This window comes from Tatumella morbirosei, assembly GCF_000757425.2.
Taxonomy (GTDB): Bacteria; Pseudomonadota; Gammaproteobacteria; order Enterobacterales; family Enterobacteriaceae; genus Tatumella; species Tatumella morbirosei.
This window is the reverse complement of sequence record NZ_JPKR02000003.1, coordinates 1,206,014-1,226,440: the sequence shown is the minus strand read 5'-3', so window position 1 is coordinate 1,226,440 and position 20,427 is coordinate 1,206,014. Positions and strand designations below refer to the sequence as shown.

The window sequence follows — 20,427 nt, the reverse complement described above, 5'->3', positions numbered from 1 at the left end:
AGCCGCAGTTGGTCCGCAATTCCATCCCCTTATGCATTTTTAAACTTTTAAAGCAATAAACGGTATATAAAACCGCTACAGCTTTACCCTGAGAAATAAATACACTAATTATGCGGCTAACGGGTGCCGCTCAAGTACTCAGAGGTTGGCCAATGAATATTATGGGAAAAAAATGGATCGGTGCTGCATTACTGACGTTGATGACGGCTGGTGCAGCCAATGCTACAACTTTACTTAACAGTTCTTATGACGTTTCCCGTGAATTATTCACTGCATTGAATCCGTTATTTGAGAAGCAATGGGATCAGGCTCATCCCGCAGATAAACTGACAATACGTCAGTCTCATGGTGGCTCATCAAAGCAGGCTTTGGCTATTTTGCAGGGATTACGGGCCGATGTGGTGACTTATAATCAGGTCTCTGATGTACAGATTCTGCATGATCGTGGCAATCTGATCCCCGCAAACTGGCAAACCCGTTTGCCAAATAACAGTTCACCGTTTTATTCCACCATGGCGTTCCTCGTCCGTAAAGGAAACCCTAAACATATTCATGACTGGGCTGATTTAACCCGCAGCGGAGTTCAACTGGTTTTCCCTAATCCCAAAACCTCCGGAAATGGTCGTTATACCTGGCTGGCAGCCTGGGGCGCCGCCTCCAAAGCTGATGGTAATGATCAGGCAAAAACTGAAGCCTTTATGACGCAATTTGTGAAAAACGTTGCAGTATTTGATACCGGCGGCCGGGGAGCGACTACGACCTTTGCTGAACGTGGGCTGGGGGATGTCCTGATAAGCTTTGAATCAGAGGTGAATAATATTCGCCTGCAATACCCTAAATCTGAGTTTGAGGTGGTGGTTCCGAAAACCAACATCCTGGCAGAATTCCCGGTGGCCTGGGTAGATAAAAACGTCAAAGAAAACGGGACAGAGGACGCAGCAAAACAATACCTGCAATTTCTCTACACTCCACAAGCCCGCAAGGTCATTCTTGGCTTCTATTATCGTGTTAACGATCCGAAGCTAATGGCTGAAAATAAAGCACGTTTCCCGGATGTTTCGCTGTTCCGTGTTGAAGATGTTTTTGGCAGTTGGGATAACGCTATGAAGACTCAATTCGCCAATGGCGGAGAATTTGATAAATTGCAGTCAGCAGGACATGAGTAATGAAATCTGTGCGTCATAAACGGGTGTTGCCCGGATTTGGATTAAGTCTGGGTACCAGTCTCTTTTTTACCTGCCTGGTACTATTACTGCCGATGAGTGCGCTGGTCATTCAGCTTTCAAAAATGACCTGGGCTGATTATTGGCACGTAGTGACTGAACCGGAACTGGTAGCCGCGTATAAGGTCACTATTTTATCAGCCGCACTGGCATCGGCTTTTAACGCAGTGTTTGGCATGCTAATGGCCTGGATACTGACACGCTATCAGTTTCCGGGGAAAACGCTGCTTAACGGATTAATGGATCTGCCGTTTGCTCTGCCGACTGCTGTGGCAGGTCTGACGCTGGCGGGAATTTTCTCGACGACCGGTTGGTATGGCGAATGGCTGGCACAGTTTGGAATTAAAGTCTCCTACACCTGGCTGGGTATTGCAGTTGCTATGGCATTTACCAGTATTCCTTTTGTGATTCGTACCGTGCAACCGGTACTGGAGGAACTGGGACCGGAATATGAAGAAGCCGCGGAGACACTGGGCGCCAGCCCCTGGCAGGCTTTTTACCGTGTGATACTCCCTGAAGTCGCTCCGGCCTTGCTTGCCGGTACCGCGCTATCGTTTACCCGTAGTCTGGGCGAATTTGGCGCAGTCATCTTTATTGCCGGGAACATTGCCTGGAAAACCGAGGTGATTTCGCTGATGATTTTCATCCGTCAGCAGGAGTTTGATTTTCCGGCATCCACCGCGATTGCTTCGGTGATTATGGCGGCATCATTGTTACTCTTATTTGGGATTAATGTACTGCAGAGCCGTTACGGTCGTCGTCTGGGAGGCCACTAATGACTGAATTAACTTCCGGCAGTTATGCGGCTAAATCACAGTTTCGCTGGGGCCGTTTTTTGCTGATTAGCCTGGGGGTACTGCTTTCGGTTCTGATGCTGGTTGTGCCTTTAATCTCCATCTTCTGGCAGGCATTGGGTAAAGGGGTAGTCGCATCATTACATAGTCTGACCGATCCGGACATGTTACACGCCATCTGGATGACGGTAATGATTGCTCTGATCACTGTGCCGGTAAATCTGGTGTTCGGGATCTTACTGGCATGGCTGGTCAGCCGGTTTAATTTTCCAGGCCGTCAGTTATTACTGACGTTATTTGATATCCCGTTTGCTATTTCTCCGGTTGTTGTCGGTTTACTGTACCTGTTGTGCTGGGGAGTTAATGGCCCGCTGGGGCACTGGCTGGATGCTCATAATATTCAGATTATGTTCGCCTGGCCGGGTATGGTTCTGGTCACCATTTTTATCAGCTGTCCGTTTGTTATTCGCGAGCTGGTCCCGGTGATGTTGAGCCAGGGGAGCCAGGAGGATGAGGCCGCAATCCTGTTAGGTGCCAGTGGCTGGCAGATGTTCCGTCGGGTCACCTTGCCAAATATTCGTTGGGCATTGCTGTATGGACTGGTACTGACCAATGCCAGAGCGTTAGGTGAATTTGGAGCGGTATCGGTAGTCTCCGGCTCTATTCGCGGTGAAACCTATACCTTGCCATTGCAGGTTGAACTCATGCACCAGGATTACAATGAAGTCGGGGCATTTACGGCCGCAGCATTACTGGCCCTGATGGCCATTGTGACATTATTTTTGAAAAGCGCACTGCAATGGCGACTGGAACGTCAGCAACAGCGTCAGCAACAGGACGGCAACTATGAGCATTAATATTCATCAGATTAATAAGTCTTTCGGCAAAACCCCGGTACTGAACGATATTGACCTGGATATTTCTTCAGGCGAAATGGTGGCCTTGCTGGGGCCCTCAGGTTCCGGTAAAACCACCTTATTACGCATTATTGCCGGACTGGAACATCAAAACAGCGGTCGTATTTCCTTCCGTGACCGCGATGTCAGCCATTTGCATGCCCGCGATCGCCATGTTGGCTTTGTGTTCCAGCATTATGCCCTGTTCCGGCATATGACGGTGTTTGACAATATTGCTTTTGGCCTGACCGTCTTGCCTCGCCGGGAACGTCCTTCCCAGGCGGATATCCGTAAGAAGGTGCTGAATTTGCTGGAGATGGTTCAGTTGTCTCATCTGGCTGGGCGCTATCCGGCACAGTTATCTGGCGGCCAAAAACAGCGGGTTGCGCTGGCAAGGGCGCTAGCGGTTGACCCACACATCCTGTTGCTGGACGAACCCTTCGGGGCTCTGGATGCTCAGGTGCGTAAAGAATTACGCCGCTGGTTACGTCAGTTGCATGAAGAGTTACAGTTCACCAGTGTGTTTGTCACCCATGATCAGGAAGAGGCGATGGAAGTCGCTGACCGCATCGTTGTGATGAGTCAGGGGAATGTAGAACAAACCGGTACTCCGGAGCAAGTCTGGAAGCAACCCGCATCACGATTTGTGCTGGAGTTTCTTGGAGAGATTAATCGTCTGCAGGGTCAGCTTGTTGGCAATAAGCTGCAGGTCGCTGGCCACCAATGGCCGCTGGACTTTACCCCAGCTGTTCAGGGAGAAGTGGATTTGTTTCTGCGTCCGTGGGAAACCGATATCAGCCGCGGCCAAAGTGAAGCGACACCTTTGCCTGTTAAAGTCGTGGAGGTCAGCCCACGCGGTCATTTCTGGCAATTAGTCGTACAACCTGAAGGATGGGCAAGCGGAGACCTGACCCTGGTCTATGAGCATGAAGGTAATCCCCCGGCCCGGGGTGATAAACTGTATATCGGAGTGAATAAAGCCAGGGTCTATCAGGGCGAACAGTTAGTTCAGCCTGTTGCCTTTGCCAAAACTGCCTGATATTTTCATTCCATCGTCTGTAAAACAGCCTGGCGCTATCACAGTGAACAGGCTGTTTTCGTTTCTGAATGCAGGGATCTCCCCCGTGATTACTCTGGAAAATACTATAGGTAATACCCCGCTGGTACGGTTGCAGCGGTTGGTGGTTGATAATGGCAGTGAAGTCTGGGTGAAACTGGAAGGGAATAATCCTGCCGGGTCAGTCAAAGATCGTGCGGCATTTTCAATGATCCACCAGGCTGAACTGCGGGGAGAAATAGCCCCCGGAGATACACTGATCGAAGCTACCAGTGGCAACACAGGCATTGCTCTGGCGATGATTGCCGCCATGAAAGGATATCATCTGAAACTGCTGATGCCTGACAACATGAGCATGGAACGTCAGGCCTCAATGAAAGCCTATGGTGCCACTCTGGTCCTGGTGAGCCAGCAGCAGGGAGGCATGGAAGGTGCCAGAGATATTGCCGCTGAAATGGCAGCCCACGGGGAGGGTAAAATACTCGATCAATTTAACAATCCCGATAACCCGCTGAGTCATTATCTGACTACCGGACCGGAAATCTGGCAGCAGTCACAGGGCAGGCTGACTCATTTTGTCTCCAGCATGGGGACGACCGGCACTATCAGTGGCGTTGGACGTTATCTGAAAGAACAAAATCCTGCGGTGCAGGTGGTGGGGCTGCAACCCGAAGATGGTGCGCAAATTCCCGGGATCCGCCGCTGGTCAGAGGCTTACCGACCGGGGATTTTTCAGGCTCAATGGGTCGATAGAACGATTGATATGTCTGAAGAATTAGCGACTGAAACCATGCGCCTTATGGCCCGCAGGGAAGGTATTTTTTGTGGTGTAAGTTCCGGCGGGGCTGTAGCCGGAGCACTGCAGATTGCTATTGATGAGCCGGGGTCACGGGTGGTGGCCATCATCTGTGATCGTGGTGATCGTTACCTTTCCACCGGGGTTTATCAATAATCCCCCCCTGGATTAACAGAAACTGCAGCCACTGGATAATAATCATGTAAGGATAGTGAAAATCCTGCAGCAACGATCAGATTCTGCGGTCAGAATAGAGTCAATTTACAGAAAGAGAGCATTTCATGAAAATTTTGCTGGTCGATGACGATCATGAACTGGGAACCATGCTTAGCCAGTACCTCGAAGGGGAAGGATTCGCGACTGAGTTGGTCACTACCGGTAAAGAAGCGATCAGTAGTGCCGCATCTGGTCAGTACAACGCAATGATTCTGGATATTATGCTGCCAGATATGAGTGGCATTGATGTGCTGCGGCAGATCCGGCAACGTAGCCGTTTGCCTGTGATTATGCTCACTGCCAAAGGCGATAATATTGACAGGGTGATTGGCCTGGAGATGGGGGCGGATGATTATGTGCCAAAACCGTGCTATCCCCGTGAGCTGGTCGCCAGATTACGTTCAGTGATGCGCCGTATTGATGAGCAGCCAGCACCTGCAGAGAAAAAAGATGTTCTGATGCGGGGTGAGCTGACGCTTAATCCTGCGACCCGGGTGACAGCATGGAAAGGCGAAGCTTTTGATCTGACGGCTTCAGAATTCAATTTACTGGAACTGCTGATGTCGGCCAGTGATCGGGTGGTCTCAAAGGATGAGTTGTCTGAGAAAGCTTTAGGCAGACAACGCGAAGCTTATGACCGGAGTGTCGATGTACATGTCAGTAATATCCGTCAGAAACTGAGCAAACTGACTAACGATCAGCTAAATATCGAGACTGTCCGTAGTATCGGTTATCGTATCCGATGAACTACGATTATCCCGGACGCCTGTTCTGGAAAATGCTACTCGGCTTTATGCTGGTGTTCCTGGTGATTAGCCAGTTTATGTGGCTCGGGTTTAGTTTATTGGGCTCTGAGCCGCCGGAACAAAGACTCACGCGTCAGCTATTGGCCACACAGCTGGATTTGGCCGCTAATCGGGTTGAACAGCAAGGGCCAACTGGATTTCAGCAACTGGCTATCGGCTGGCCTGAATTGCTCCGGTCAGCCACTCTTTTCCGTGAGACCTCCCGACCAACAACATCTCCGGTCGCGCTGAATAATACGGATAATCAACCTGAAAATGACAAACCTGATTCCGGAAGGCCTGGCCCAATACTGACCAGGGTGGTACAGGCTCCTGATTCCAGACACTATCTGATTTCGATTGATATGCATCTGCTCCATTCAGGCAGAGAATGGAAAACATTACCCCTTATTCAACGCTTTTTGCATGTGCCGATGCCGGTGCTTATTTTTATTATCCCTATGGGCTTGCTGTTTAGTCTGCTGCTTGCCTGGAATCTGATTCGCCCTATGCGTCAGCTCAGGGATGGTTTCGGGCAGATTTCCAGTGGTGACCTTAGTGTGCGGTTGTATCAAAAAATGCAGCGTCGGCATGACGAGTTTTCGGTGGTAGCCAGGGAATTTGATGCGATGGTGGAACGGCTGGATGTACTGGTCAAAGCCAGAGAAGAGCTTCTGCATGATATCTCGCATGAATTAAGAACGCCGCTGGCCCGTCTTCAGCTGGCGACAGCACTGGCTCGTCAGGCTCCGGCAAATGTTAATGATTCACTGGAACGGATAGATAACGAAGCCCAGAAGCTGGATAAAATGATTGGCGAATTACTGACATTATCGCGAGCTGAGCATGGGCATTCGGAACAGGACCAGTATTTTGATTTAACCAGTTTACTGGATGTCGTGGTGGCTGATGCCCGATTCGAAGCACAGGTTCCGCAGGTGAGAATTAATGTCAGCTATGATTTAAATGCTGATTTTATGGTGCAGGGTAATGCAGAGATGGTTCGTCGCTGTATCGAGAATGTGTTGCGTAATGCACTGCGTTTCTCATCTGCAGGTCAGACAATCGATATCACGATGAATTCGGGCCATGAGTGGCTGACATTAATGATTAAGGATCAGGGGCCTGGAGTCGAACAGGATAAACTTTCCAGTATTTTTGATCCTTTTGTACGGGTCAAAACGGCCAAATCAGGAAAGGGATATGGATTAGGGCTGGCGATTGTACGTAAGGTTATACAGGCTCACCATGGTGAGGTCAGAGCGCGTAATCGTCCTGAAGGTGGACTGGAGATTGCATTGCGGTTACCTCACTGGCATCCGAACTGAGCAGACACCGGCAGGAGTCCTGCCGGTCTTGTCATCGTTTAGCTGAAGGCATACACACCAGTATTACCCCGCAAATGACAGATAAGATACCCGCCAGTGTGGTTAAGGAAAATCGTTCTCCCCGAAAGCCCAGTGTTACTGCGGCGGCCCAGACAATAATGTAACTGAGACTGAGTAATGCATAGGCCTTGCTTAGGGGCAGACGTTTCAGGGCCAGAAACCAGCATCCCATCGACAGAGCGTAGCCTGCAAGACCGGCCAGTAGCCACCCGGCGTCAGCCGGATGCCCAGCTAACTCACAGATGATGTCCGCGATACCGGCACTGGCAGGGGAACGGCTCATCGCGTATTTCATGGCGACCTGAGCAAAACTGACCAGTAGCACACTAAAGATAGCTGGAATATAACCCATCAGACAGCTCCGCTGATTAACACAATGCCGAGAATAATCAGACCTGTACCGCACCAGTGGCGCAGGCCGACAGGTTCAGCCCACAGCCAGTGCGCTGACAGAGTTATCCAGATAAAATTCATGCTCAGCATCGGATAAGCAATCCCGACCGGCAGAGAACGTAACACCTGCAACCACAACAGCATAGCCAGCCCCAGACACACGATGGCTAATCCCAGCCAGCGAATCAGATGGCCGCGATGGGAAGAGCCTGACACGGGGGCGGCAGCCTGTTTCTGACACAGCTGCCCAAGGCAACTGATCAGGCTGGAAAGTATCAGCAACAACCAGGTCATTTCACCGGGCCGTATTCAACATACAACAGACGTCCCTGCTGATAACTAAAGTCTGGCACCGGGAGCTGTAATTGCTGCAACGCCTGGTTTTTATTTAACTTCAGTACCAGAGATACACCTTTACTGCGATGGGTGGCCAACCAGTCAGGAAAAGCACTGCGGCTGATCAGCCGGCCCTGACCGTTCGGGTAAGCCAGGCCATAGGCCATTTCTCCGGACTGATTGTACAGATTAATATCTGATCGTCTGAGCTGCCAGGCAATCCCTGAAGCCAAACCCACACCATCAGCCAGAATGTAACCACTGTTTTCCATACGGTCGCTGACCTTACTCAGAAAATCCTGGGGTTGTTTCGAGTCGCGGATCCGTTCAGGGATGGCATAACCAATCGCGAGAACCAGCACTAACGGGCAAATTACCGCAGCATGCCAGTATTTTTCGGTTTTCATCAGCGTTACCGCACCGATGATGGCCCAGAAAAGGAACGCCAGCATTCCCAGTGTGAAACCCATGACCTCGCCCGATGCAAACAATGGTTGCGATGGCAGCAAGCGACAAACCAGCAAGGCTACCATTCCCAGCACACCAAACATCAGATTAATCCAGCCGTTAGCCTTAGCGCTGCCCCTGATTTGTTGATATCCACCACAGGCCACATTCGCCAGTAAAATGGCCAGCGGCCCAAAGCAGGGCAGGATATAGGTGGGTAATTTACCTTTGGCGATGCTGAAAAATACTAACGGCATAATCACCCACCCTGCCAGGTAAATGGCTCCGGGGTTGTTGTGGCGTTGCTGCCAGCCATTTTTTAGTGCTGCCGGAAGATAACCGAGCCACGGCAATGTTCCGATCATCAGGATCGGGAGGTAGTACCAGAAGGGGGCTTTATGCTGGGCATTCGGTTCAGCAAAACGCTGAATATGCTCGATCCAGAAGAAATAGTGCCAGAAATCAGGCTCCCGGGCATTGATTGCCAGCGCCCAGGGCAGGGTAATAATAGTGGCACTTATCACGGCCAGCGGGCCGTAAATCAGTACTTCCTTCCAGCGGCGGGTCACAATCATCCACGGGATGATACTGATCACCGGAATTGCCAGTGCGAGGAAACCTTTGGTCATCACTCCCATACCGCAGGTTAATCCTAGTAGCAGATATCCGGCGGCTCTTTTCCCTGAACTCTTTGCTTCGCTGGCCAGCCAGAAAGCAGCCATGGCGGCACTCATCCACAAGGTAATCATTGGGTCAAGCACTGCATAGGTACCAATGCTATAAACCAGCATACAGCTTAAGTAGATGACTGCAGCAAACAGCGTTACTTTACGGTCGCGCCAGATATTCGATGCCAGCCAGCTGACCAGCATGGCACTGACAGAGATGGAGAACACTGAGCCAAAACGAACAGCGAAATTGTTATGGCCAAAAAGCCACTGGCTAATATTATTTATCCAGTATCCGGCAATAGGTTTTTCAAAATAACGCAGACCGAAGAAATGCGGCACCACCCAGTTATGAGTGGCCAGCATTTCGCGGCTGATTTCTGCATAGCGTAATTCGTCTGGTTGCCATAGAGCGCGCATATCTAACGGCAGCAGATAGCAGAGAGCAAACAGGAACAGCAGGATATAACCAGTTTTTGTAACTTTCATTGATTCAACGCCGTGTAACAAGGGTTTGACATCCCAGCCAGCCTTCCCTGCCAGGTAATGTACCCCGGGAAATTTTTCCTGCCGGCAGGAAATGATCGGACTCAGGCAGTAGCTCACTGAGCGGAACAAATTCAATGCCTTCTTTACGTGCCATTGCCAGCAGCCGCACAAAATCATTCAGACCAATAATCCCTTCAACTTCTGCATGAATAGTATAAACAGGGGTGCCCTGGTCTTTATGCATAGCATCCAGAATAAAACGGTTAAACTGAGAAGCTTCCACTTGTCGACCGACAACTTCATCCCACGTTGGTAAGGTTACTGGAATCTGGACCGTACCAGATGAGGTCGTGGTCAGTTCAGGAAGAAACGGCGATGTTCCCCGGCAGTCGCTGTTATAGCGGAAATTAAATGGCTGCTTTGCTCTGACGACCCGTTGGTCGGCTCGCCAGCCGGCGACGGCTGAGCAGGTAACTTCGGTACCGATAATGGCTTCCAGCGCCTCTTTACCGCGTTGGATATGTGCAGATAACCGGGGTTGATCCCAGACCCCGGCCCACATCTGCCAGGCATGGTGGTCCCAGGCGTGTAAGCCCGTTTCATGTAGCCTGGCAGTACGGCGAATAATTTCGGCATTGCCCGTACCAATAATACGGCCTGGCCAGGCAGTCCCGGCCAGTAAAATATCCCAGCCATACAACGAGGGAGCCCCCGAACGCAGCATCTTCCATAAAAATGCCGGTTTAATCAGGCGCCACAGGTGGCGCCCCATATTATCCGGTCCGACACTGAAGAACACTGACGCCCGGATACCGGCATTTTCCATGGCATCCAGAAGTGCTGGCATCCCCTGACGGGTGCCCCGCCAGGTATCAACATCAATGCGCAGGCCAACTTTTTTCATGGAGTTTTATCCGACGGAATGACAGTACGCAGAAAGAAATCCAGTGTTTGCTCTACCGTGGTTTCCATTTCGGTCTGTGGTGTCCATCCCAGCAGGCGATGGGCATTACGGATATCGGGTTTACGGTGTTCGACATCCTGGTAGCCTTTACCGTAATAGCTGCTGCTTTCCACTTCGCGATAACCGGCAAATGGCGGGAAATGGTGACGCAGCGGATGACGTTCAAAGCAGCAATACAGCATTTCTGCCAGCTCTCTGATACTGGCCTCATTCTCAGGGTTACCGATATTAATAATCTGGCTATCACACTGACCGTTTTTATTTTCGATAATCCGGAACAGTGCTTCGATACCATCGCTGATATCGGTGAAGCAACGTTTCTGTGCTCCGCCATCGATCAGTTTGATCGGAGAGCCTTCCACCAGATTCAGGATCAACTGAGTAATCGCGCGGGAACTGCCAATGCGTGCAGAGTTAAGGTTGTCCAGTCGTGGTCCCATCCAGTTAAATGGACGGAACAGGGTGAACCTCAGATGTTCTTTTTCACCATAAGCCCAGATCACCCGATCCAATAGCTGTTTGGAGACAGAATAGATCCAACGCTGTTTGTTGATCGGACCGACCACCAGATTTGAGTTATCTTCATCAAAAGTTTTATCAGTACACATACCATAAACTTCTGAAGTTGAAGGGAAAATAATACGTTTTTTATGTTTAACACAGCCACGGATAATTTTCAGGTTTTCTTCAAAATCGAGTTCAAAGACCCGCAACGGGTTACGGGTATATTCGACCGGAGTAGCAATGGCCACCAATGGTAATACGACATCACATTTTTTGATGTGATAATCGATCCATTCCGAATGAATGGTGATATCACCTTCAACAAAGTGGAATCGGTCATTTGCCAGAAAACGGGATACCGCATCAGACCCGATATCCATGCCGTAGACTTCGTAATTATCGTCCTGCAGCAGGCGCTCAGTCAGATGATTACCGATAAACCCATTTACCCCAAGAATCAGTACCCGGGTACGCTTTTTATCGCGAGTCACCGGCTGGCTGCTCAATACCGCTCCTTCCACCAGACCAAGGGTTTTTGCCAACTCGCTACCCTGCATGTACACACTATTCTCTGTCTGGCCAGTCACCACTTCCAGAGCACCCTCTGCAGTGGCAATGACTAACGGTGCAGTAGCGAGCACTTTCCCCGGAACCGCAGAGGGCATGTCCTGACGGACACGTGATTTCCAGACAATAAATCGGATGGTTCCGGAAAAACTGAAAGCGCCTGGCCAGGGTTCACTCACTGCCCGAACCAGATTATGCAGTTCCGTCGCACTGCGGTTCCAGTCCAGACGGCCATCTTCTGGTGTTCTGCGCCCAACATAGGTGGCTTTACTTTCATCCTGAGGAGTTAACTGCAACTGGCCTTTTTTGATTAAGGGCAACTGTGCGGTTAACAATTCCTGTGCGGTAAGGGTCAGTTTTTTGTGCAGGCGTAAGGCATCATCGGTGGGATCGATGGTGACTTTGTACTGGGCTGCGATATCGCCAGCATCGGCACGGTGTACCATTTTATGCAGAGTGACACCGGTTTCGGTTTCACCATTGACCAGTACCCAGTTTAACGGTGCTCGTCCACGATAACGGGGCAGCAATGAACCATGAAGATTGAATGCCCCCTGCGTGGGGATAGACAGGATTTCATCACAGATCAAATCACGATAGTAAAATGAGAAAATAATGTCGGGGGAACTCTGTTTAATCCGCTCTATCCACAGAGGGTGGTTGACGTTTTCCGGCGAAAAAACTTCAATATTATGTTCTGCCGCCAGATGGGCGACCGATCCAAAGAAATGGTTCTCACCAGGATTATCCAGGTGGGTATAAATTGCTGTTATCTGATATCCGGCGTCAATCAACGCTTCAATGCCGACGCATCCCATGTCGTGATAAGCAAAGACAATAGCTTTCATTTTGTTTCTTCCTCAGTGGTTGAAGCCGTGGTGTGATTGACAACACGCTGTACGAAATAACGTGGACGGGCTCTGACATCACTGTATATCCGTCCGATATACTCGCCCAGTAAACCCATTCCAATAAACTGGGCTCCGATAAAAATAAACAGAATAGCGAACAGGCTGAAGACACCTTCTGCACCCCAGTAAGCACCGTAAATCAGGCGTAGTACCAGTAACAGGAATGCAAACAGAAAGCCTGCACAAGCAATCAGTGCTCCAATGACACTGAGCATTCTCAGAGGTGTGGTGGTCAGGCAGGTGACAAGGTCATACATCAGGTTAATCAGCCGCATAAAGCTATATTTTGATGTGCCGTGTTCGCGTTCTGCATGCAGCACCGGAATTTCGGTGGTATGTCTTGCAAAGGTATTGGCCAGAATAGGAATAAAGGTGCTTCTCTCCTGGCAGTGCAGCATGGCTTCAATAATCGAACGGCGATAGCCCCGCAGCATACAACCGTAATCGCCCATTGCTTTGCCAGTGGTACTCTGAATCAACCGGTTAATCATTTTTGAAGCAATCTTGCGAAACGGGCTGTCCTGCCGGTTCTGCCGGACAGTCCCAACCACGTCATAACCTTGTTCGGCAGTGGTGACCAGACGGGTAATCTCTTCCGGTGGATTTTGCAAATCAGCATCCAGAGTGACTATTAAATCGCCAGTGACATAGCTGAAACCGGCCATGATTGCTGAATGCTGACCATAATTACGGTTAAGCAATACTGCCACGACTGAACTGCCAGGTTGTTCCGCGGCGTCAATGATCATTTGCGCAGAGTCATCGCTGCTGCCATCATCAACTAACAAAATTTCATAGGGCCTGTTGAGCAATTCACAAGCGGCAGTGGTTCTGGAAATCAGAAGCGGAAGACTGTCCTGTTCGTTATAAACAGGAATAACGATGGAGACTTTATTTACCAGATAAGAATTTTGCATTTCAGCTCTCTGCAATCTCATGAATAGCGGCAATGACTCTGCTGCAATCAGCGTCAGTCATGTCCGGAAACAGAGGAATGGAACAAATACGGTCACTGTTCCACTCCGTTGCGGGGAGTTGTAATAAAGGAAACCGTTCACGGTAATATTTCTGGGTATGCACTGCCCGGAAATGCATTCCGGTACCGATATTTCTCTCTTTCATTTGCTGCATAAACTGATCGCGATTCAGACCACAACGTTGTTCGTCAACTCGCAGCACAAACAAGTGCCATGCATGCTGATGCGGCCAGCCAGGAATTTCCAGTGGCAGGAAAGGGGTATCGGCCAGTTCACGAAGGTAACGCTGAGCAATAGCTTCCCGCCGTGCATTTATTTGTGGCAAACGGCTAAGCTGATTCAGGGCTATCGCTGCCTGAATATCGGTCAGGTTGTATTTAAACCCCGGGGTGATGACTTCTGCCTGGGGCTTACGACCCAATGTTTCGCGGTCAAAGGCATCGATACCCAGTCCATGGAACTTCAGAGTGCGGATTCGGTTAGCCAGTTCTTCATCATTGGTGACGATCATTCCTCCTTCAGCACAGGTGACATTCTTTATGGCATGGAATGAAAAAATGGCGGTCTGATGGCGTCCGACATGCTGACCTTTGTAGTAACATCCCGCCGCGTGAGCAGCATCTTCAATGACCGGAATATTATGTTGCTCCGCGATGCTACAGATGGCGTCAAGGTCAACAGGCGCTCCGGCGAAATGCACCGGAATAATGGCTTTAGTTCTTGGGGTGATTGCTGCCTCAATGGTTTCCGGGGTTACCATCAGTGTATTTGGGTCGATATCGACCATAACGGGGTTGGCACCCAGTAAAGCAATCATATTGGCAGTGGAAACCCAGGTAAGGGAAGGAGTGATCACTTCATCTCCCGGGCCAATACCCAACGCCATTAATGCCACATGCATCCCGCCGGTTGCTGAGCTAACGGCAATAGCTTGACTTGCACCGGTTAACTGACGAAATTCGGCCTCCAGTGCCTGATTTTTAGGACCGGTAGTAATCCATCCTGATTGCAGTACATCCCGGATAGCTGATACATCATCTTCATTCAGTGACGGCCGGGAGAAAGGGAGAAAGTCTGTCATAAATTGTCCTGGCATTAACTTTAGTGCTCACAATAAAAAACGGGCATATTGAAATAAATAAATACCATTTATGGATCGGGATTCTATCTGCATACAGATATATCGTCCGTCAACAGGATGGTATTAATTTAATTCAGAGTGAGGAATTTACATTTGTTATGATGTCCCGCGCGCAGAAAAGTTCATGCCATCGGGTGAATTTATTTTATTATTTAATATGAAGTGAAAAGTTAATCTTTTCTTAATAAAATCTTAATAGAGGAAGTTAAATGAACAATAAATGGAATGGATGTTTTTTTGGATTTCTTAAACCAATCCTAATTTTTCATCAGGAACAGGTTGACACTTTATTATAGTTTGTATTTGCCTGCCTGCCTGCCTGCCTGCCTGCCTGCCTGCCTGCCTGCCTGCCTGCCTGCCTGCCTGCCTGCCTGCCTGCCTGCCTGCCTGCCTGCCTGCCTGCCTCTGATGGCAATTGTCAGTTTCTTGCAGATGCTCGCTGGGTAGATAATCCCCCTATGGAAATAGGCTATCGGTAATGAAAATTAATTAACCTGAATTTCAATGTCAGGCAGTCGAAAAGATATCCCCCAATGAATTCTATAGCCTGCTAATGTTATTCAGGGGTTGCACTGGACGAAAAGTATTTTGCGGATAAATATACAAGCCACAAATAATTTTAAAATTGTGATTAAATGAAAGAGTTTATGAAGATATGTCGCGGTGAAGATATGCCTTAGTACATTGTTAAGATAATATTAAGAGAGCTATTGTGATACCGGGAAATATCATACCGGTTTAATAATAAAGTCATTTTTTTTACATATTAATCATCAGAAAAATAAAAAAACCAGCCAGAAATAATTCTGGCTGTGAGATGACTGTGTTGTACTGAGCGGATGTCGGTTACTTTTTGATGCGAATCACCGGTGTTTCACCCGCGACTACTTGCCCGGTCAGTTTAACCAGTTCCTTGATTTCATCCATGTTTGAAATAACAACAGGGGTGAGTGTTGATTTCGCTTTCTCCTCCAGCAAAGGGAGATCGAACTCAATCACAATATCGCCTTTCTTCACTTTTTGCCCTTCAGAAGCAATACGCCTGAAACCTTCGCCTTTCAGTTCGACAGTATCAATCCCAAAGTGGACGAACAACTCAACACCGTTATCAGACTCGATGGAAAAAGCATGGTTAGTTTCGAAAATTTTACCGATAGTACCGTCCACCGGGGCAACCATGGTGCTGCCGTTCGGTCGGATAGCAACGCCATCGCCGACAATTTTCTCTGCAAAAACCACATCAGGTACATCTTCAATATTTACAATTTCGCCAGACAGAGGGGCAACGATATCAATCGTACCGGAGGTACTTTCTGCTTTGTCGCCAAATAATTTAGAAAACAATCCCATGATCTTCTCCTGAGCAGTAATTTCGGTCTTACGAATAGCAGACTAGCAGAGGGTTTTCTCTTTGATGAATTTGTTTACCAGATTCATCAGATCTTCTGCTGTAGGCTGTTCCAGTGCCTGTTCTGCTAACGCTTTAGCGTCCCCAAAATTAGTATTGCGAATAATTTTTTTGATACGTGGAATTGAAATGGCACTCATACTGAATTCGTCCAGCCCCATTCCCAGTAATAATAGTGTAGCACGTTCATCACCTGCTAACTCACCACACATCCCTGTCCATTTTCCTTCGGCATGCGAGGCATCAATCACTTGCTTGATAAGACCCAGTACCGATGGACTCATAGGATTATAGAGATGTGAAATTCTATCATTACCACGATCGACGGCCAGAGTATACTGGGTAAGATCGTTGGTGCCGATACTGAAAAAATCGACTTCTTTAGCAAGATGGCGGGAGATCACTGCAGATGCAGGCGTTTCCACCATAATTCCGAGCTCAATACTTTCGTCAAAACTTTTACCTTCGTCACGTAATTGCGACTTAAGCAACTCGATTTCGCTTTTCAAAAAGCGGACTTCTTCGACAGCAATAATCATCGGGAACATAATTCGCAGCTTACCAAAACTGGATGCCCGCAAAATTGCTCTCAACTGTGCATGAAGTATTTCTTTGCGATCCATCGCGATACGGATGGCTCGCCAGCCCAGGAACGGGTTATCTTCTTTCGGCAGGTTCATGTAAGGCAAGTCTTTATCGCCACCGATATCCATAGTACGAACAATTACCGCCTGCGATCCCATTGCTTCAGCGACCGCTTTATAAGCAACAAACTGCTCCTCTTCTGACGGCAGGGAATCTCTGTCCATAAACAAAAATTCAGTACGGTATAACCCAACACCCTCCGCGCCATTACGTTCGGCACCCGCCACATCACGTACTGTTCCTATATTGGCACACACTTCAACCTGGTGCCCATCCAGCGTGATGGCCGGAAGGTCTTTCAGCTTGGCCATTTCAGTTTTTTCGCTGAGGTACTGTTCCTGAATCTCTTTCAGTCCGCTGACTACATCGGCCGGCGGATTGATATAAATCTGGTTGTTCACTCCGTCCAGCACCAGGAAATCGCCGTTACTGACCTGAGTCGTAATATTGCCGGTACCTACGATGGCGGGGAGTTCGAGAGAACGGGCCATAATGGAAGTATGTGAGGTTCTGCCACCGAGGTCCGTGATAAACCCCAGTACTTTTTGCAGATTCAACTGAGCGGTTTCTGAAGGGGTCAGGTCTCTGGCGACCAGAATGGATTCTTCGGTAATCGCACTTAAGTCGACGATATGCAGTCCAAGAATGTTCTGAAGCAAACGTTTACCAATATCACGAACATCAGCGGCGCGTTCTTTAAGATATTCATCATCCAGCTCTTCGAGCGCAACGGCTTGACCTTCAATGACAGTATGAACAGCGGCGTCGGCAGATTTATGATCCTTTTTGATAAGATCAATAATTTCCTGCTCGAGTTCTTCATCTTCCAGCAGCATGATATGCCCTTCGAAGATAGCTTCTTTTTCGGCACCAAAAGTTTCACCGGCCTTAGTTTTTATGGCTTCAAGTTGAACGGCGGCTTTACTGCGCCCGTCGAGAAAACGGGTAACTTCTGACTCTACCTGATCATCAGCAATTTTTTTCTGGTTGATGACGATCTCATCTTCTTTCAGCAGTAGTGCTTTGCCAAAAGCGATACCTGGGGATGCGAGAATGCCTGAAATCATAACCTTACCTTTGAGTACGATGGCCAAAAAGAATGACGATGCGCCATTTGCCGTGATGTAGAACAATCTACGGAAAGAATAGCGCGGACAAATTGTCCGCGATCAAGACCTTTACAGACTTTCAGTTTTATCTGCACTTGCTTCCGGCAGAAAAAAGCCTTATTCCAGTTCAGCCATCAGTTTGACTAAATGTTCAACCGCTTGCTGTTCATCTTCTCCTTCGGCTGCGAGAGTGATAACTGTGCCCTGGGTCAGACCCAGCGTTTGCAACTTGAACAGGCTTTTAGCACTGGCTGATTTACCGTTTGACGTGACAGTAATTTCAGACTGAAACGCTTTCGCTTCTTTAACAAACTGCGCTGCAGGACGGGTATGCAAACCGTTAGGAGCTGTGATAGTGACTTCTTGCTGGAACATTTTTATTTCCCCAACGTTATCAGAGTTTATTGATGGCATCAGAGTCGGCGATGAACTCCGCAGAACTCTTGTCATCTGCAATTACATGGCATCCACCGCAGATGGCTGACCAGATTTAACCTCAGAACTTTCCGCAGACTAACGGAGGCTCTGCCAGTCATTATGCCGATGTTTTCAATTATGCCCTATCAGTAATTGTGCTGGTTTTGATCCGCTTCATAACAATGACTAATTATTTTGGGCTTCTAAATAAATAGTAGCGCGATAGCATACCCGCGAATATTAAATCCATCACATGTATAACAAAAGTGAGATCCAGAGCACAAAAAAAGCACCACCAGGGTGCTTTAGCATTTATCGTCATTTGACGCCTAATCCGGCAGATTACTGATTTAATTCTTTCTCAGTAAACAGGTCAGCGAACAATGCCGTACTCAGGTAGCGTTCGCCGGAAGATGGCAGAATCACGACGATATTTTTATCGGCAAATTCGGGTTCCTGTTGTAACTGCAGCGCCGCAGCAACCGCTGCACCGGAAGATATTCCGGCCAGAATACCTTCAGATTCCATCAGCTGGCGCGCCGTTGCAATCGCATCTTCGTTGCTGATAGTCACTACACGATCGACCAGCGAAAGATCCAGGTTCCCCGGGATAAAACCGGCACCAATTCCCTGAATTTTATGCGGGCCGGGTTTAATCTCTTCACCAGCCAGCGCCTGGGTAATGACCGGAGAATCGGTGGGTTCAACGGCAACACTGATCAGAGACTTTTTACCTTTAGTGTTCTTCAGATAACGGCTGACGCCAGTCAGAGTGCCGCCGGTACCCACACCCGCAATGAACACATCCACTTCACCATCAGTATCTTCCCAGATTTCAGGGCCTGTGGTTTGTTCATGAATTTGCGGGTTTGCCGGGTTGCTGAACTGCTGCAGTAATACATATTTTTGGGGGTCAGAGGCGACAATTTCTTCCGCTTTAGCAATTGCCCCTTTCATTCCCTGAGCGCCGCCGGTCAGAACCAGATTAGCACCTAAAGCTTTCAGCAGCTTACGGCGCTCGACGGACATGGTTTCCGGCATGGTTAGTGTCAGTTTATATCCACGGGCTGCAGCGACATAAGCCAGGGCAATCCCGGTATTACCGCTGGTGGGCTCTACCAGTTCTACACCCGGTTTCAGGATACCGCGTTTCTCCGCATCCCAAATCATATTGGCGCCGATACGACATTTAACGCTAAAGCTTGGATTACGCGATTCAACCTTCGCCAGAATACGCCCGTTACCAATGCGGTTTAATCTGACCAGTGGAGTATGGCCAATGGTTAATGAATTATCTTCGTAAATCTTACTCATAGCTTGTCCTTAACTCTTTGAAATATGGAGAACCCAATGAGAATACGCTTTCTGTCCTGACAGTGAAGTAAAGAAATAGTATATCGTTATGTCAGGGGGCAATAACGCCGCTCGCCTCATGGCCGTGACCGCTGGCTGTCCGCGGCCGATAATGGTCAACCCACATGGCGGTGGCACCACACACTGCAACCGGCATTATCACCAGATTAATCAGTGGGACTAAGGTAAAAATGCTGACCAGCGCACCAAACTGTAAATGTGCTGTTCTGTGAGCCGCCAGTGCCCGGCGCATCTGCAGGAACGGTATACGGTGGTTATCGAACGGATAATCACAATACTGAATTGCCATCATCCAGGCACCAAACAAAAACCATAGCAATGGAGCAAGGGTTTGGCCAATCACCGGAATAAAATGCACCAGTAACAGGATAATGGCCCGGGGTAAGTAATATTTCAGCTTTTGCCATTCGCGCAACATAATACGTGGCAGGTCTTTAATCAGCCCTTTCCAGCCACCGTCGGGCAGAGAGTGTCCGGTGAGGCGGCCCTCCAGTTGCTCCGCCAGCAGACCGCAAAAGGGGGCTGCTATCCAGTTAGCCAGAGTTGAAAAGAAGTAACCGAAGATCAATAACAGTGACAATATGGCCAATGGCCACAGCAGATAATCCAGCCATTGTAGCCAGTGGGGAATGTGTCCCAGTAGTCGTGGGATCCACTGTTCAAGACGCAGGAACAGCCAGGTAAACGCAGCTCCCATTAATAGGATATTAACCAGCAACGGTACGATGACATAACGACGAATACCCGGCAATGTCGCTAATTGCCACCCCTGACGGAAATAGTGAATCCCATTAAGCTCCGTTGCGGAATTCCTGTTCTGCATAATCGTTCTCTTATTAAGGCTGTGAGTGGGACATCATAGCGTGGTTTGAGAGACGGTTAAGTAAAGTTTTGTGTGAAAAAGCAGCAGTCACGCGACGGA

At 48.8% G+C, this 20,427-nt stretch carries 19 protein-coding genes; 7 read left to right on the top strand and 12 right to left on the bottom strand.

The genetic code is table 11. The features are described from left to right. Positions 1–161: 161 nt before the first annotated feature. The 7 genes from cysP to HA49_RS08455 all read left to right on the top strand — a co-directional run bounded on the left by cysP (position 162) and on the right by HA49_RS08455 (position 7,095). Entirely contained in the window at positions 162–1,166 is a 1,005-nt protein-coding gene (cysP, locus tag HA49_RS08485) for a thiosulfate ABC transporter substrate-binding protein CysP (protein ID WP_281177707.1), read from the top strand. Next, positions 1,166–1,999, top strand: a complete 834-nt coding sequence (cysT, locus tag HA49_RS08480; protein ID WP_038022062.1) for a sulfate/thiosulfate ABC transporter permease CysT — start codon at positions 1,166–1,168, stop codon at positions 1,997–1,999. The genes cysP and cysT overlap by 1 nt, the downstream gene beginning before the upstream one ends. Then, on the top strand, positions 1,999–2,874 hold the full coding sequence (gene cysW, locus HA49_RS08475; RefSeq protein ID WP_038022061.1) for a sulfate/thiosulfate ABC transporter permease CysW: 876 nt from the start codon (positions 1,999–2,001) through the stop codon (positions 2,872–2,874). Before cysT ends, cysW begins: the two co-directional genes overlap by 1 nt. Continuing rightward, positions 2,864–3,952: a sulfate/thiosulfate ABC transporter ATP-binding protein CysA gene (gene cysA / locus HA49_RS08470; RefSeq protein WP_038022060.1), complete on the top strand. Its 1,089-nt coding sequence runs from the start codon at positions 2,864–2,866 to the stop codon at positions 3,950–3,952. The genes cysW and cysA overlap by 11 nt, the downstream gene beginning before the upstream one ends. Positions 3,953–4,037: 85 nt before the next feature. Next, the gene (gene cysM / locus HA49_RS08465; RefSeq protein ID WP_038022731.1) at positions 4,038–4,922 is read left to right on the top strand and encodes a cysteine synthase CysM; all 885 of its coding nucleotides are present in this window, start codon (positions 4,038–4,040) and stop codon (positions 4,920–4,922) included. Between the two features lie 125 nt (positions 4,923–5,047). Continuing rightward, complete coding sequence (locus HA49_RS08460; protein ID WP_038022057.1) at positions 5,048–5,728, top strand: response regulator transcription factor; 681 nt, start codon at positions 5,048–5,050, stop codon at positions 5,726–5,728. After that, complete coding sequence (locus HA49_RS08455; protein ID WP_038022054.1) at positions 5,725–7,095, top strand: ATP-binding protein; 1,371 nt, start codon at positions 5,725–5,727, stop codon at positions 7,093–7,095. Before HA49_RS08460 ends, HA49_RS08455 begins: the two co-directional genes overlap by 4 nt. Positions 7,096–7,126: 31 nt before the next feature. Here the strand turns inward: HA49_RS08455 and arnF are convergent, their stop codons facing one another. The 12 genes from arnF to cysZ form a co-directional block, all read right to left on the bottom strand. Beyond that, complete coding sequence (gene arnF, locus HA49_RS08450; protein ID WP_038022051.1) at positions 7,127–7,507, bottom strand: 4-amino-4-deoxy-L-arabinose-phosphoundecaprenol flippase subunit ArnF; 381 nt, start codon at positions 7,505–7,507, stop codon at positions 7,127–7,129. Continuing rightward, positions 7,507–7,842: a 4-amino-4-deoxy-L-arabinose-phosphoundecaprenol flippase subunit ArnE gene (arnE, locus tag HA49_RS08445; protein ID WP_038022048.1), complete on the bottom strand. Its 336-nt coding sequence runs from the start codon at positions 7,840–7,842 to the stop codon at positions 7,507–7,509. Before arnE ends, arnF begins: the two co-directional genes overlap by 1 nt. Continuing rightward, positions 7,839–9,488 carry a lipid IV(A) 4-amino-4-deoxy-L-arabinosyltransferase gene (gene arnT, locus HA49_RS08440; protein ID WP_038022045.1) on the bottom strand — a complete coding sequence of 550 codons (1,650 nt, stop codon included), beginning with the start codon at positions 9,486–9,488 and terminating at the stop codon, positions 7,839–7,841. The genes arnE and arnT overlap by 4 nt, the downstream gene beginning before the upstream one ends. Positions 9,489–9,492: 4 nt before the next feature. Then, positions 9,493–10,392, bottom strand: a complete 900-nt coding sequence (arnD, locus tag HA49_RS08435) for a 4-deoxy-4-formamido-L-arabinose-phosphoundecaprenol deformylase (RefSeq protein WP_038022043.1) — start codon at positions 10,390–10,392, stop codon at positions 9,493–9,495. Beyond that, positions 10,389–12,371, bottom strand: a complete 1,983-nt coding sequence (arnA, locus tag HA49_RS08430; protein ID WP_038022041.1) for a bifunctional UDP-4-amino-4-deoxy-L-arabinose formyltransferase/UDP-glucuronic acid oxidase ArnA — start codon at positions 12,369–12,371, stop codon at positions 10,389–10,391. The genes arnD and arnA overlap by 4 nt, the downstream gene beginning before the upstream one ends. Then, positions 12,368–13,351 (bottom strand): undecaprenyl-phosphate 4-deoxy-4-formamido-L-arabinose transferase, encoded by a 984-nt coding sequence (gene arnC / locus HA49_RS08425; protein ID WP_038022038.1) that lies wholly within the window; start codon positions 13,349–13,351, stop codon positions 12,368–12,370. The genes arnA and arnC overlap by 4 nt, the downstream gene beginning before the upstream one ends. A gap of 1 nt (position 13,352) precedes the next feature. Beyond that, a complete protein-coding gene (gene arnB, locus HA49_RS08420; RefSeq protein WP_038022036.1) occupies positions 13,353–14,492 on the bottom strand; it encodes a UDP-4-amino-4-deoxy-L-arabinose aminotransferase in 1,140 nt (379 codons plus the stop codon). 906 nt (positions 14,493–15,398) lie between these two features. Further along, positions 15,399–15,902 (bottom strand): PTS glucose transporter subunit IIA, encoded by a 504-nt coding sequence (crr, locus tag HA49_RS08410; RefSeq protein ID WP_038022033.1) that lies wholly within the window; start codon positions 15,900–15,902, stop codon positions 15,399–15,401. A 42-nt stretch (positions 15,903–15,944) separates the two neighbouring features. Beyond that, positions 15,945–17,672, bottom strand: a complete 1,728-nt coding sequence (gene ptsI / locus HA49_RS08405; protein ID WP_038022030.1) for a phosphoenolpyruvate-protein phosphotransferase PtsI — start codon at positions 17,670–17,672, stop codon at positions 15,945–15,947. A 159-nt stretch (positions 17,673–17,831) separates the two neighbouring features. Next, positions 17,832–18,089 (bottom strand): phosphocarrier protein Hpr, encoded by a 258-nt coding sequence (gene ptsH, locus HA49_RS08400; protein ID WP_038022729.1) that lies wholly within the window; start codon positions 18,087–18,089, stop codon positions 17,832–17,834. A gap of 384 nt (positions 18,090–18,473) precedes the next feature. Continuing rightward, on the bottom strand, positions 18,474–19,445 hold the full coding sequence (gene cysK / locus HA49_RS08395; protein WP_038022028.1) for a cysteine synthase A: 972 nt from the start codon (positions 19,443–19,445) through the stop codon (positions 18,474–18,476). 91 nt (positions 19,446–19,536) lie between these two features. Continuing rightward, on the bottom strand, positions 19,537–20,328 hold the full coding sequence (cysZ, locus tag HA49_RS08390; RefSeq protein ID WP_046791724.1) for a sulfate transporter CysZ: 792 nt from the start codon (positions 20,326–20,328) through the stop codon (positions 19,537–19,539). Positions 20,329–20,427 lie beyond the last annotated feature (99 nt).